16 protein-coding genes are annotated in these 13,101 nt (G+C 73.4%); 6 read left to right on the forward strand and 10 right to left on the reverse strand.

Annotated elements, in window-relative coordinates; all coding sequences use genetic code 11:
• Positions 1-109 precede the first annotated feature (109 nt).
• Together O7607_RS04585 and O7607_RS04590 are read left to right on the forward strand one after the other, a co-directional pair.
• Positions 110-775, forward strand: a complete 666-nt coding sequence (locus tag O7607_RS04585; protein ID WP_269701207.1) for a potassium channel family protein — start codon at positions 110-112, stop codon at positions 773-775.
• Positions 776-778: 3 nt separating this feature from the next.
• A complete protein-coding gene (locus O7607_RS04590) occupies positions 779-1,468 on the forward strand; it encodes a potassium channel family protein (protein WP_269701209.1) in 690 nt (229 codons plus the stop codon).
• Positions 1,469-1,478: 10 nt separating this feature from the next.
• On the opposite strand, the gene O7607_RS04595 is transcribed toward O7607_RS04590, so the two are convergent.
• From O7607_RS04595 to dut, 4 genes are all read right to left on the reverse strand, one after another.
• Positions 1,479-2,159, reverse strand: a complete 681-nt coding sequence (locus O7607_RS04595) for a DUF3159 domain-containing protein (RefSeq protein WP_269701210.1) — start codon at positions 2,157-2,159, stop codon at positions 1,479-1,481.
• On the reverse strand, positions 2,156-2,536 hold the full coding sequence (locus O7607_RS04600; protein WP_269701211.1) for an OB-fold nucleic acid binding domain-containing protein: 381 nt from the start codon (positions 2,534-2,536) through the stop codon (positions 2,156-2,158). Before O7607_RS04600 ends, O7607_RS04595 begins: the two co-directional genes overlap by 4 nt.
• A 171-nt stretch (positions 2,537-2,707) precedes the next feature.
• Positions 2,708-3,328, reverse strand: coding sequence for a DUF3710 domain-containing protein (locus O7607_RS04605; protein ID WP_269701212.1), 621 nt, complete (start codon positions 3,326-3,328; stop codon positions 2,708-2,710).
• A gap of 25 nt (positions 3,329-3,353) precedes the next feature.
• Positions 3,354-3,851 (reverse strand): dUTP diphosphatase, encoded by a 498-nt coding sequence (dut, locus tag O7607_RS04610; protein ID WP_199733147.1) that lies wholly within the window; start codon positions 3,849-3,851, stop codon positions 3,354-3,356.
• An 85-nt stretch (positions 3,852-3,936) separates the two neighbouring features.
• On the opposite strand from dut, the gene O7607_RS04615 reads away from it, so the two are divergent.
• The gene (locus O7607_RS04615; protein ID WP_269701213.1) at positions 3,937-4,428 is read left to right on the forward strand and encodes a DUF3093 domain-containing protein; all 492 of its coding nucleotides are present in this window, start codon (positions 3,937-3,939) and stop codon (positions 4,426-4,428) included.
• Positions 4,429-4,492: 64 nt separating this feature from the next.
• Here O7607_RS04615 and O7607_RS04620 read toward each other — a convergent pair whose 3' ends face one another.
• Both O7607_RS04620 and O7607_RS04625 read right to left on the reverse strand, forming a co-directional pair.
• Complete coding sequence (locus O7607_RS04620; protein ID WP_442929460.1) at positions 4,493-5,437, reverse strand: hypothetical protein; 945 nt, start codon at positions 5,435-5,437, stop codon at positions 4,493-4,495.
• Positions 5,438-5,572: 135 nt separating this feature from the next.
• Positions 5,573-5,869, reverse strand: coding sequence for a DUF4193 domain-containing protein (locus O7607_RS04625; RefSeq protein WP_013284790.1), 297 nt, complete (start codon positions 5,867-5,869; stop codon positions 5,573-5,575).
• Between the two features lie 439 nt (positions 5,870-6,308).
• Between O7607_RS04625 and O7607_RS04630 the strand changes: the two genes are divergently transcribed.
• Positions 6,309-6,824 carry a LytR C-terminal domain-containing protein gene (locus tag O7607_RS04630; RefSeq protein WP_269706894.1) on the forward strand — a complete coding sequence of 172 codons (516 nt, stop codon included), beginning with the start codon at positions 6,309-6,311 and terminating at the stop codon, positions 6,822-6,824.
• Positions 6,825-6,897: 73 nt separating this feature from the next.
• On the opposite strand, the gene O7607_RS04635 is transcribed toward O7607_RS04630, so the two are convergent.
• Positions 6,898-7,719, reverse strand: a complete 822-nt coding sequence (locus O7607_RS04635) for an inositol monophosphatase family protein (RefSeq protein WP_269701214.1) — start codon at positions 7,717-7,719, stop codon at positions 6,898-6,900.
• A gap of 286 nt (positions 7,720-8,005) precedes the next feature.
• On the opposite strand from O7607_RS04635, the gene O7607_RS04640 reads away from it, so the two are divergent.
• Together O7607_RS04640 and O7607_RS04645 are read left to right on the forward strand one after the other, a co-directional pair.
• Entirely contained in the window at positions 8,006-9,607 is a 1,602-nt protein-coding gene (locus O7607_RS04640) for an RNA polymerase sigma factor (protein ID WP_269701215.1), read from the forward strand.
• A 244-nt stretch (positions 9,608-9,851) separates the two neighbouring features.
• Entirely contained in the window at positions 9,852-10,085 is a 234-nt protein-coding gene (locus O7607_RS04645) for a DUF7455 domain-containing protein (RefSeq protein ID WP_013284786.1), read from the forward strand.
• Positions 10,086-10,239: 154 nt separating this feature from the next.
• Here the strand turns inward: O7607_RS04645 and O7607_RS04650 are convergent, their stop codons facing one another.
• The 3 genes from O7607_RS04650 to O7607_RS04660 form a co-directional block, all read right to left on the reverse strand.
• Positions 10,240-11,973, reverse strand: a complete 1,734-nt coding sequence (locus O7607_RS04650) for a DEAD/DEAH box helicase (protein ID WP_269701216.1) — start codon at positions 11,971-11,973, stop codon at positions 10,240-10,242.
• Between the two features lie 179 nt (positions 11,974-12,152).
• Positions 12,153-12,803 (reverse strand): trimeric intracellular cation channel family protein, encoded by a 651-nt coding sequence (locus O7607_RS04655; protein WP_269701217.1) that lies wholly within the window; start codon positions 12,801-12,803, stop codon positions 12,153-12,155.
• Positions 12,804-12,843: 40 nt separating this feature from the next.
• The gene (locus O7607_RS04660) at positions 12,844-13,062 is read right to left on the reverse strand and encodes a DUF3039 domain-containing protein (RefSeq protein WP_018786007.1); all 219 of its coding nucleotides are present in this window, start codon (positions 13,060-13,062) and stop codon (positions 12,844-12,846) included.
• Positions 13,063-13,101 lie beyond the last annotated feature (39 nt).

The following is a 13,101-nucleotide window of genomic DNA, read 5'->3' on the forward strand; positions in this document are numbered from 1 at the left end:
TCCGCCGTCGAAGGCCGCGCGGTACGGTTCGGTCCCCCGTCCGGCGGGGGGACGTGGCAGGCTCGCAGGCGACGGCTCGGCGGGCGGCGCCGTGGGAGGAGCGGACACCGTGCATGTGGTGATCATGGGCTGCGGCCGGGTCGGGTCGACCCTGGCCCACAGCCTGGAGGCGCGTGGGCACTCGGTGGCGGTGATCGACCAGGACGCGGACGCGTTCCGCCGTCTCGGGCCGGACTTCGCCGGCATCACCGTCACCGGCGCGGGCTTCGACGGCGAGGTGCTGCGCCAGGCCGGCATCGAGCGGGCCGACGCGTTCGCGGCGGTGTCCAGCGGCGACAACTCCAACATCATCTCGGCCCGGCTGGCCCGGGAGACGTTCGGCGTGTCCCGGGTCGCGGCCCGCATCTACGACCAGCGCCGCGCCCAGGTCTACGAGCGGCTCGGCATCCCCACCGTGGCGACCGTCCGGTGGACCGCCGACCGGATGCTGCGCCACCTGGTCCCCGAGGGCAACGTGGAGATCTTCCGCGACCCGACGAGCACCGTCTCGATCATCGAGGTGCCGGTGCACAAGGACTGGATCGGCCGGCCGCTGCGACAGCTTGAGCAGGCCGTCGGCGCCCGGGTGGCCTACCTGAACCGGTTCGGGATCGGCACGCTGCCCACCGCCTCCACGGTGATCCAGGAGGGCGACCAGGTCTACATGCTGGTGACCGACGACATCAACGGCCCGGTCACGTCGCTGGCGGCGGCGCCGCCGGAAGGGGGGCACTGAGCCATGCGGATCGCCATCGCCGGCGCCGGCAACGTGGGCCGCTCGATCGCCCAGGAGCTGATCGACAACGGCCACCAGGTGATGCTGATCGAGCGGCAGCCGAGGATGCTGCGGCCCGATCGGGTGCCGGCCGCGGACTGGGTGCTCGCCGACGCCTGCGAGCTGGCCAGCCTGGAGGAGGCCAACCTGGCCGGGTGCGACGTGGTGGTGGCGGCCACCGGCGACGACAAGGTCAACCTGGTGGTGTCGCTGCTGGCCAAGACCGAGTTCGCGGTGCCCCGCGTGGTGGCCCGGGTCAACCGGGCGGAGAACGAGTGGCTGTTCAACGAGCAGTGGGGCGTGGACGTCTCGGTGAGCAAGCCGCGGGTGATGGCGGCTCTGGTCGAGGAGGCGGTCACCGTCGGCGACCTGGTCCGGCTGATGACGTTCCGGCAGGGCGAGGCGAACCTCGTCGAGATCACCCTGCCGCCGACCGCGCCCTACGTGGGGCAGCCGATCCACGCGGTGCCGATCCCCCGGGACGCGGCGCTGGTGGCGATCGTGCGCGGCAAGCGGGTGCTGGTGCCCACCCCGGACGACCCGATCGAGGCCGGCGACGAGCTGGTGTTCGTCTGCACCGCCGCGGTGGAGGACGACGTGCGCACGGTGATCCTCGGTCCGCCCAGCGCGGACCGGCACCGGGACCGCGCCTGAGCCGGCGGCGTCAGGAACCGGGTAGCGGGGTGGGTGCCGGCTCCCGGGTGACCCGGCGCACCACCCAGACGGTGATCAGCAGCAGCAGCGCGTACGGCGGGTAGCCCAGGGCGAGCCGGGCCACGCCGAGCGCGGTGTCCTGGTGGGCCAGGTAGAGCCCGGCCTGCACGCCGACCTTGGCCAGCCACACCACGCCCCAGAGCACGGTGAGCTGCGTGAAGGTGCGTACCAGCTTCGGGTCGTCGCGCCACTCGGAGCGGCCCTTGGCGACCAGCACCGACCAGATCCAGCCGACCAGCGGCTGCCGGATCGCGGCCGAGAGCAGCAGCGCCAGGCCGTACCCGATGCCGTAGAGGATGCCGGGCAGGTAGAAGTCGCGCTCGTCGCCGGTACGCAGCGCCAGCAGCGCGCCGATGCCGACGCCGAACAGCCCGTTGACTGCGTGCCGCACGGGCTTGCGCTGGGCCAGCCGCAGCCCGGCGATCAGCAGCGCCACCGCCACCGAGGCGTACACGGCGGGGCGCAGCTCGCCGATCACGTTGGCGACCACGAAGACCACCACCGGGATGCTCGACTCGACCAGCCCGCGCCATCCGCCGAGCTGGTCGGCCATCTGCTCGGCGAGGCTGGGCAGCCGCTCCTCGTCCTGCGGGCCGAGGCCCGACGGGGTGTGCTGCTGTCCGGTCGTCACTTCGGCGACTCCAGCTCGTAGTACGGGTTGTAGATCACCTTGCGGTCGTCGCGCACCGCCACCCGGCCGCGCGCGGTCAGGTGCCGGCCCGGCTCGACCCCGGCGATGTGCCGGCGGCCCAGCCAGACCAGTGTCACCACGTCGTTGCCGTCGTAGAGGTCGGCCTCGAGCGTGGGCAGGTTCGTGCGGGGCGTGTAGACGACGGTGCGCAGCCGTCCGGCCACCGACACCACCTGACCCCTGTTGCACTGGTGGGCGGGCGTGCCGCCGGACTCGGCGCTCTCCCGGCGCAGCTCCTGCGCCTCGATCTCGGCCTCGCTCGCGGTGAGCCGGTGCAGGAGCCGCCGCAGCGACCCCCGGCTCTCGTCGGTCGTCATGACCTCCGCGTCACCCTCTCCACAGCGGGGCCCCGCGGGTGGCGGAACCGTCCCGCCAGCGTACGCGCAGTGGCCCGCCGGCGGGAGCGGCGTGGGACGCGTACCGCAGCCTGCGGACCGGACACACCGCGGGCCCGGCGCCGAACGACGCCGGGCCCGGGCACGTGTGGCTCAGACCTCCTGTGCGTCGGCGGCCTGCTGGTCGGCGACCTCGCGGGGCAGCCGCAGCGGCAGCGGCTCGCGCACCGGCTTGGCCTCCTGGCCGCGGTCGACGACCAGGCCGTCCAGGCAGGCCGCGAGCGGGCCGGCGGCGGCCGGGTCGGTGGCGGCCGCGCCCTGGAAGACGCCGCGCACCATCCAGCGCGGGCCGTCGATGCCGACGAAGCGCAGGTCGGTCGGCCCGTCCGGGGTACGCACGCGGGCGCGCAGCTCCGGGCCGTGCTCCCCCTCGACCTCCTGGGCGGTCGCGCCGTCGTTCACGAGCGACTGGCGGATCTCCTCGCGTACCTCGTCCCAGATGCCCTCGGAGCGGGGCGCGGCGAAGACGCCGAGCTGGAGCGCGTTCTGCCCGTGCACGAGCACGACCTGCTGGATCACGCCCTGCGGGTCGGCCTGGACCCGCACCTCGACGTCCGGCACCGCCGGGATCCGCAGGCTGCCCAGGTCGAGGCGAGGCGCGTCGGGGGCCTCGCTGACGTCGTACGGGCCGCGGTCCGGCGCCGACGAGGTCTCCTCGGCGTCGAGGACCCCATTGTCACGCGCCTCGTCGGCCCGCTTCCGGGAGAAGATCACTGCGCCCACCCTCCGCTGTTCACACTCACCCTGCCACCTCTTCGCTCTGCCCGCCGGACGGCGCCGGGACCAGCCCGGCGTGCCCGCCGGTGGACCCGTGCCCGCCGGTGCCACGCCGGGACCCGGGCAGCTCGGCCACCGGCCGGAACTCGGCCCGGGCGACCCGCTGGACCACCAGCTGGGCAATGCGGTCGCCCCGGCTGATCTTGGCCGGCGTGTCCCGATCGTGGTTGATCAGGTTGACCAGGATCTCACCCCGGTAGCCGGCGTCGACCGTACCGGGCGCGTTGAGCACCGTCACGCCGAGTCTGGCCGCGAGTCCGGATCGGGGGTGCACCAGCCCGACGTAGCCGTCCGGCAGCGCCACCGCCACGCCGGTGGGGACCAGGGCCCGGCCGCCGGGGGGCAGCTCGACGTCCGCGGCGGCCACCAGGTCCGCCCCGGCGTCGCCGGGATGGGCGTACGCCGGCAGTGGCAGCTCCGGGTCGAGCAGCCGTACGGGCACGGGTACGACGTCTGTCACGGTCATCCTCTTCCGTCCGGTCCTGCGGGGTGCCCCTGCCATCCTGCCGGTTGCCGGGCCGCCCGCGCGCCGTACCCTCGTCTGTGTGCGTCAGTCGTCATCTCCGGCCGCCCCGCCGGCCACCGCCGCGCCGTACGCGGAGCGCCTCGGCCTGCCCTGGTGGGCCTGGCCGGCCGGGCTGGCCGCGGCCGTCCTGCTCGCGGTCGAGCTCTGGATGGGCGCGACCGGGGTACGCGCCTGGCTGCCGTTCGTCCTGCTGATCCCCGCCGCGGTGGCCGCCCTGTGGTGGCTGGGCCGGATCCGGGTCGAGGTGCGTGACGGCGAGCTGCGGGTGGACGACGCCCGCCTCCCGGTGCGGTACGTCGCGGACGTGGTGCCGCTGGACGCGGCCGGACGGCGCGAGGTGCTCGGCGTCGGCTCCGACCCGTACGCCTTCGTGGTGCAGCGGCCGTGGATCGGCGGCGCGGTGCAGGTGGTCCTGGACGACCCGGACGACCCGACCCCGTTCTGGGTGGTCAGCACCCGGCACCCGGTCCAGCTGGCGTCCGCCCTGCTGGCCGCCCGCGACGCGGCCTGACCGCCCGGCGCGTCCCGGCTCTGCCTCTGCCCGGCGCTGCCCCGGGCCCGGCCGGCGCTGCCGGTCAGGACGGCTTGTCGGGCAGGGCACGCGCGGTACGCCGCAGGTCCTTGCACAGCTGCTCGCCGAGCGCGCGGGTGGCCCGGCGGTTGAGATAGCCGGCCACGGCGGCGCCGGTCAGGAACGGCCCGAGCGTGGTCAGGTTGCGCCCGAAGCGGCGCATCAGGCTGTCCCGCAGTTCCCGGCGGGCGGCGGTGCCGAGCACCGCGCTCACCCCGACACCGGGCATCATCGGGTTGATCCCCCGCTGGGTCGCCCAGGACTGCATCAGCGCCACGGCGCGGCCGGTGCCGCCGGCGGGCAGCGGCACCCGGTGGACCTCGTGCAGCTCGCCGATCAGCTTCAGCTCGATCGCCACCACCGCGACCGTCTCGGCGGCCAGCAGGACGGGGGCGGAGAGCAGGGTGGGCGTGACCGCCCACTCGACAGCGGCGACCCCGCCGCCCGCGGCGCCGACCCCGGCGGTGGCGCGGGACGCGTTCCGGACCAGCCGGTCGGCGAGCGCCTCGTCGTCCAGTCCGGGGAAGTGCCGCCGGAGCGTGGCGAGGTCGCGGATCGGCACATGCGGGGCGACCTCGGCGACCGTGTCGGTCATCCAGCGCACCGCCGCGCGGGGCTTGAACAGGTCGGTGATGCCCCGGGCGCGGGCCTGCCCGACCAGCCGGGTCAGCAGTTGCCGCCGGCGGGCGGGCGCGATGTCGTCGGCGGTCAGGGCGGCGACGGTGGCGCCGAGCTCATCGGCGTCCGGGCCGGAGGCGTGCGGACCGGAGGTGTTCGCGGCGGACGTGTCCGGGCCGGTCGGGCCGGGGCCGGTCGGGCCGGGCGTCGTGCCCGCGCCGGCCGCTCCCGTGTCCGGTCCCGCCGCCTTGCCGTCCGGGCCGGTCGGTGCCGGCCTCGCCGCCGGAGCCGGGATCCGGTCGGCGCCGGTCCCCTCGCTGCGCTCGCTCACCCGTCCGCCCTCCCGCTCCGCGCGGCGTGGCAGCCGCCCGTACGAGTCAAGCAGCTTCCGGCCGACCGCGCACGGCGGCGGCTCGAACAGCGGCGGCCCCGTCGAGGAGGCCGCCGCTGGTGTCCCCGGTCGGGATCAGACGCACTCGCGGCAGATCAGGTCGCCGTTGCGCTCGACCGCCAGCTGGCTGCGGTGGTGGACCAGGAAGCAGCGGGCGCACCGGAACTCGTCCTGCTGCATCGGGAGGACCTTGACCGTGAGCTCCTCGTCGGCCAGATCGGCGCCGGGCAGCTCGAAGCTCTCGGCCACCTCGGCCTCGTCGACGTCCACGGCGCCCGACTGTGAGTCGACCCGCCGGGCCTTGAGCTCTTCGAGGCTGTCCTCGCCGAGGTCGACCTCGTCGCGACGCGGGGCGTCGTAGTCGGTGGCCATCGGTTTCACTCTCCAATATCGATATTGTCGCTGCCGGTTGTAACGCCGGACGACGCCGTTTCGGTTCCCCTGACCGGCCACCATCTCTGTCGGGCACCCGACCCGACGAGCGGTGGGCCGGGCCCGCCGGTGCGAAATGCCCCCGGTGAGCGCGGAACCTTACCCCCCCTGTGGGCGAGGCATGTATACCGCCCTCGCGGGAGAGATGTACGCCTCTGCGCCCGAAGTTGTTCCCAATGTGACTCAGGCGACACGAAGATAGGGGTAGTCCTACCGGTTCACCGCGTGGCGCGCCGGTATGTCGGACTGTTTCCACGCCTGAGCCGGACAAGCGTTAACCTCAGCGGCGTACTGGACGGCCGACCGGTCGCGTTCCGGCCGCGTCGCCCGCCACCACCCAATCACTGTCCGGGGAGCGCCCAGGATGAGTTTTGCGCGAGTGCGGGCACTCGTTGTCGTCGGACTGCTGGCGGTCGTCGCCCTGGTCTTCGTGGTCATCGCCGTGGTGAAGGACACCCAGGGCACAGCGGGCACGGCGGCCTCCTGCCCGGACGGCTGGCCGCTTGTCGACCTGCGACTGCGGGAGCAGAAGGACGTCAAGATCAACGTCTACAACGCCACCGACGAGGCCGGCCGGGCCGGCAGCGTCGCGGATGACTTCCGCAACCGCAAGTTCCAGGTCAAGAAGGTCGGCAACGAGAAGAAGGCGTTCGACGGCGTGGCCCAGCTGCGGTTCGGGCCCAAGGCCGTGGGCTCGGCCCACCTGCTGCGCGCCTACTTCCTCAACGAGGCCAACCAGGCTTTCGACCCGAACCGCAAGGACGACGTGGTCGACGTGGTCCTGGGCAACCAGTTCCAGCAGCTCGCCACCACCACCGAGGTCAACCAGTCGCTCGGCGACCTGGGCGCGCCGCAGGCGCCGACCGAGACCTGCCCGATGCCGATCGAGAAGTAGGCGCCGGGCGGCCCGACGACGCGGGGCGGTCTCCCTCGGCGGGAGGCCGCCCCGTCGCGTGTCCGGCGCCGGGTCACGGCCCGCCGGAGGCGTCCAGGTCGACCAGCCGGGCGTGCAGCGGCCCGTGCAGCGCCGGCGGCGCGGCGAGCACCAGGTCCGGGCCGGGCGGGCGGCCGGACAGGCCGGTCACCAGCAGCCCCGCCTCCCGGGCGACCAGTCCGCCGGCGGCCAGGTCCCAGTCGGCCAGCCCCTTCTCGTAGTACGCGTCCACCCGCCCCTCGGCGGCCAGGCAGAGGTCGAGCGCGGCGGCGCCCATCCGGCGGATGTCCCGGATGTGCGGGATCAGCTCGGTCACCACCCGCGCCTGGTGTGCCCGGCGGCGGGCGTCGTAGCCGAACCCGGTGGCGACGAGCGCCTGCCCGAGATCGGTGGCGGTCGAGCCGTGCAGCCGCTGCCCGTCCCGCCAGGCGCCGCCGCCGAGCGTCGCGGTCCACTCCTCACCGGTGACGACGTTGCGGACCACCCCGGCGACCACCTCACCGGCCACCTCGGCGGCCAGCGACACGGCGTAGTAGGGCAGCCCGTACAGGTAGTTCACGGTTCCGTCGATCGGGTCGAGGATCCAGCGCACGCCGTCGGCGTCGGCGGGACCGGTCTCGCCCGAGCCGTACTCCTCGCCCAGCACCGCGTCGCCGGGCCGCCGCTGCCGCAGCGCGGCGATCACCTGCCGCTCCACCGCCCGGTCGGCGGCGGTGACCACGTCGGTCGCTGTGCTCTTGGTCGCGGCCACCGAGACGCCCTCGACCCGCATCCGGTACGCGGTGGCGGCGGCCTCCCGTGCCACGTCGACGGCGATCGTGAGCAACTCCCGCGCCGTGGGCGTCGAGGTGATCATGTTTCTCCCCTTCCCGCACGATCGGGACCGGCCGTCTCGCGCGCGGGTATCATCCTTACAAAGTCCACATCTGCGCCGAATCTGCGGTCCCGGACCGCAGGTCCGCCGTGCGGCGCGGGATGATCGCGGCAGACGGCGTTACAATTCACCCTGCCCACGCGCCACGGACCGCCAGCGACCGGACGGCCCGGGACACGGGGGTCCTCAACGACTCGCCCGGCGCGGCCGTCCCATGCTGCGCCGGACGACCCGGCCGTGCTCGCTCTTTCGCCTCCGGAAGGTCTTCGTGACAGATCCCCGCCAGACCGGCGCCGACGTTCGCTCGCTCACCGACACCCTGATCGCCCACGCGCAGAGCGCCGGCGGCCAGCTCACGTCGGCCCAGCTCGCGCGCACCGTCGAGTCCGCTGAGGTGACCCCGGCCCAGGCCAAGAAGATCCTCCGCGCGCTCTCCGACGCGGGCGTGACGGTGGTGGTCGACGGCTCGGCGAGCACCCGCCGCCGCGTCGCCGCCGCCCGGTCCGCCACTCCGGCCTCCCGCGCGACCACCGCCAAGACCACCAAGAAGGCCGCCGCGCCCGCCCCGAAGCAGGCGCCCGCAGCCGACGAGGCGCCCGCCCCGGCCCCCCGGAAGGCGACCGCGCGCAAGGCCACCACCGCCGACGTGGCGAAGGCCGCGGCCCCGGCGAAGGCCACCAAGGCGACCCGCGCCACCAAGGCCACGGTGGCGGCGAAGACCGCCGCGGCCAAGCCGGCCAAGGCCGGTGGCAAGGGCGAGGGCGCCGAGGGTGAGATCGACCCGGAGGAACTGGCCGCCGAGATCGAGGACGTGGTGGTCGAGGAGCCAGCCGAGCTGACCCAGGCCGCCGAGGCCGACGCGGCCAGCTCCGCCACCGACAACGACTTCGAGTGGGACGACGAGGAGTCCGAGGCGCTCAAGCAGGCGCGCCGGGACGCCGAGCTGACCGCCTCCGCCGACTCCGTGCGGGCGTACCTGAAGCAGATCGGCAAGGTGCCGCTGCTCAACGCCGAGCAGGAGGTCGAGCTGGCCAAGCGGATCGAGGCCGGCCTCTACGCCGCCGAGCGGCTGCGCGCCGCCGACGAGGGCGAGGAGAAGCTGGTCCGCGACCTCCAGCGCGACCTGATGTGGATCTCCCGGGACGGCGAGCGCGCCAAGAACCACCTGCTGGAGGCCAACCTCCGCCTGGTGGTCTCGCTGGCCAAGCGCTACACCGGTCGCGGCATGGCCTTCCTCGACCTCATCCAGGAAGGCAACCTCGGCCTCATCCGCGCCGTCGAGAAGTTCGACTACACCAAGGGCTACAAGTTCTCCACCTACGCCACCTGGTGGATCCGCCAGGCCATCACCCGCGCCATGGCCGACCAGGCCCGCACCATCCGCATCCCGGTGCACATGGTCGAGGTGATCAACAAGCTCGGCCGGATCCAGCGCGAGCTGCTCCAGGACCTGGGCCGCGAGCCCACCCCGGAGGAGCTGGCCAAGGAGATGGACATCACACCGGAGAAGGTGCTGGAGATCCAGCAGTACGCCCGGGAGCCCATCTCGCTCGACCAGACCATCGGCGACGAGGGTGACAGCCAGCTCGGTGACTTCATCGAGGACTCCGAGGCGGTCGTCGCTGTCGACGCGGTCTCGTTCTCGCTGCTGCAGGACCAGCTTCAGCAGGTCCTGCAGACCCTGTCCGAGCGTGAGGCGGGCGTGGTGCGCCTGCGTTTCGGCCTCACCGACGGCCAGCCGCGCACCCTGGACGAGATCGGCCAGGTGTACGGCGTGACCCGGGAACGCATCCGGCAGATCGAATCGAAGACCATGTCCAAGTTGCGGCACCCCTCGCGTTCCCAGGTGCTCCGCGACTACCTGGACTGACCGCGCACGTCAACAAATCGTGCCGGTTTGATCACCAGCCGTAGAACACTGATCGGTGATCGGTCGGTTGCCTGTTTGTGATCGTTGACGTGGCACCCTTGGTGCACGGCACACTGTCCTCCACGCCAGGTGTGACCTCGGTCCCCCGCGGGCACACAGGGAAGGCAGGGCCCGAGATGGGTGTTGCACGATAGGTGAGCAACCGAAGAGAGTGTTCATCGGTGACGACCAGAGGAGGAAGGCGATGACCCCGACCCTCACGCCGCCGCCCGAGACGGTGAGCCCCCCGGCCGCCGATGAACGGTGCGACCGCTGCAATGCTGCCGGCAAGCTCCGCATCACTCTGGCGGGTGGGAGCGAGCTGGTGTTCTGTGGGCACCACGCGAACAAGTACGCGGAGGATCTCGTCAAGATCACCGTGCGCTACGCGTCGGACCCGGAGTTCAGCTGGCGAGGCGCCGATCTGATGGCGAACTGAGGTCCGACAAGAAGTCCACAACCCGACATGACCGGCCGGAGGCACCCGCAAGGGGAGCCTCCGGCCGGTTTTTCGTGCGGGTGCGCCGGTGGTGCGGTGCCGGTGTCAAGAAGGGGCCCCTGCTCTACCGGAGGCGTTGACAGGGGGCCCTTCCTTACAGGGTCTGCACGGTGGCGATGCGCTCCTCGAGCTGCTCGATGGTGGCCTGCGCGCTGGGCGGGCCGCCGCAGATCCGGCGCAGCTCGGCGTGGATCTTCCCGTGCGGCTGGCCGGTGTGGTGGTGCCGGGCGGCCACCAGGGCGTTCAGTTGCCGCCGTAGCGCCACCCGGCGCTGGGCGGCACTCATCGGTGGGGGTGCCGCCGCCGGGGCCGCAGCGGCCGGCTCAGCGGTCCGCTGGGCGGCCCGGCGCTTCTGCGCGGCGAGTTGCTCGGCCTGCCGCTTGGTCAGCAGCAGCGACACCTGGTCGGCGGTGAGCAGCCCGGGCAGGCCCAGGTATTCCTCCTCCTCCGGCGTGCCGGCCTGGGCGGCGGTGCCGAACGAGGCCCCGTCGAAGATCACCTGGTCCAGCTCGGCGGTGGCGGAGAGCGCGGCGAAGCGCTTCTCCAGCTCCCCGCTGGCGCCGTCGTCGCGCTGGGCACGCTCCAACAGGTCGTCGTCGAAGCCCTCGCGGTCCTTCGGCTTGCCGAGCACGTGGTCCCGCTCGGCCTCCATCTCGCTGGCGAGCCCGAGCAGGTGCGGCACGCTCGGCAGGAAGACCGACGCGGTCTCGCCGGAGCGGCGGGCCCGGACGAACCGGCCGATCGCCTGCGCGAAGTACAGCGGGGTGCTGGCGCTCGTCGCGTACACGCCGACTGCCAGCCGGGGGATGTCGACGCCCTCGGACACCATCCGCACCGCGACCAGCCACCGTTGCTGCGAGGCGGCGAACGTCGCGATCCGCGCGGACGCGCCCTGGTCGTCGGAGAGCACCACGGCGGCCTTCTCACCGGTCACCTGCTCCAGCAGCCTCGCGTACGAGCGGGCCACCTGCTGGTCGCTGGCGATGACCAGGCCGCCCGCGTCGGGCATGCCGTTGGCGCGCAGCACGCTGAGCCGGGCGTCCGCGGCGCGCAGCACCTGCGGCATCCAGTCGCCGGCCGGGTCCAGCGCGGTACGCCACGCCTGGGCGATCAGGTCCTGCGTCATCGGCTCGCCGAGGCGGGCGGCCAGCTCCTCGCCGGCGTTGGTGCGCCACCGGGTCTCCCCCGAGTACGCCAGGAACAGCACCGGCCGGACCACGCCCTCGCGCAGCGCGTCGGAGTAGCCGTAGACCGAGTCGGCGCGGGAGCGCAGCAGCCCGTCGCCGCCGCGCTCGTAGCTGACGAACGGGATCGGGTTGTCGTCGGAGCGGAACGGCGTACCGGTGAGCATCAGCCGGCGTACCGCGGGCTCGAACGCCGCCTTCACGCCGTCGCCCCAGGTACGCGAGTCGCCGGCGTGGTGGATCTCGTCGAGGATGACCAGCGTGCGGCGGGTCATGGTGCGCCGCCGGTGCACCTGCGGTGCCATGCCGACCTGGGCGTAGGTGACCACCGCGCCGTGGAAGTCGGCGGCGGAGTGCAGGTCGGCGTTGCGGAACGCGGCGTCGAGCTGGATGCCGACCCGGGCGGCGGCCTGTGCCCACTGGGTCTTCAGGTGCTCGGTCGGCGCGACCACGGTGACCGCCTCGACGGTGCCGTCGGCGAGCAGCTCGGCGGCGATGCGCAGCGCGAACGTGGTCTTACCGGCGCCGGGCGTGGCGACCGCGGTGAAGTCCTCGGTGCGGCGGCGCAGGTATTCCACGAGCGCCTTGCGTTGCCACGCGCGCAGGGGCGGGAACGTGTCGAGCGTCGGCATCCGCGGTGGCACGCGTAGCTCCTCTCCGCCGCGGACGGCGGCGGGCCCGACCGGGGCCACGGGAGCCGCCGCCCATGAAAACGCCCTCGCGCATCCGGTGCCGCGAAGGCCGGTTCAGCATAACCAGCGCGGGCCGTACGCCCCACTCGACGCCACGCCTGTCACATCCGCCCACCCCGGCGGGAAGCGGGTCAGGGCAGTGGTCCGCGGGTGCCGGTGCGCGGCGGCCGCATCGTCGCCACCGGGGCGGACCAGCGGCGGCGCAGCGCGATCAGACGCAGCCCGATCACGAACAGCGCGGCTCCGGTCAGCGGCACGGCGGTGGCCTGTCCGCACGCCGACAGCAGCGCCACCGCGATCGAGCCGGCGAGCGCGGCCAGGGCGTAGATCTCGCGGCGCAGCACCACCGGGATCTCGCCGGTGAGCAGGTCGCGGCCGAGCCCGCCGCCGATCGCGGTGAGCATGCCGATCATGCAGGCGCCGACGGCCGGCACGGCGGCGTCGAGGGCCTTGAGCGTGCCGGTGACGGTGAACAGGCCGAGGCCGGCCGCGTCCAGCACCAGCACTGTGGTGCGCAGCCGGGCGAGCTGGGGGTGCAGCCAGAACACGGCGGTGGCGACGACGGCCGCGGTGGCGGCGTACCGCCAGTCGGCGAACGCCAGCGGGGGGACCTCGTCGATGGCGAGGTCGCGGAAGATTCCGCCGCCGAGCGCGGCGACCACGCCGACGAATACCACCCCGAACAGGTCGAGCCGTTTCGCCACCGCCGCGGAGGCGCCGGAGGCGGCGAAGACCGCCACGCCGGTGAGGTCAGCGAGGAGAAGTGCGGTGGAGGTGGTCACCGCCGCAGGTTACGTCCAGGGGCGGCGGAGCCGCCCGGGATCACTCGGCGTACGAGTCGTAGATCTCCTTGCACTTCGGGCACACCGGCGAGCCCGGCTTGGCCGCCTTGGTGACCGGGAACGTCTCGCCGCAGAGCGCGACCACGTAGGTGCCCATGACGGCACTCTCGGCGATCTTCTCCTTGCGGACGTAGTGGAACATCTCCGGACCAGTGTCCGCGTCCTTCAGCTCGGGACGCTCGAGAATCTCTGTGCTCACGACTCCACCTCCGGCGTTCCAGTTTTCCAGGTCGGTCCG

Origin of the sequence: Micromonospora sp. WMMA1949, from assembly GCF_027460145.1 — a bacterium.
GTDB lineage: Bacteria > Actinomycetota > Actinomycetes > Mycobacteriales > Micromonosporaceae > Micromonospora.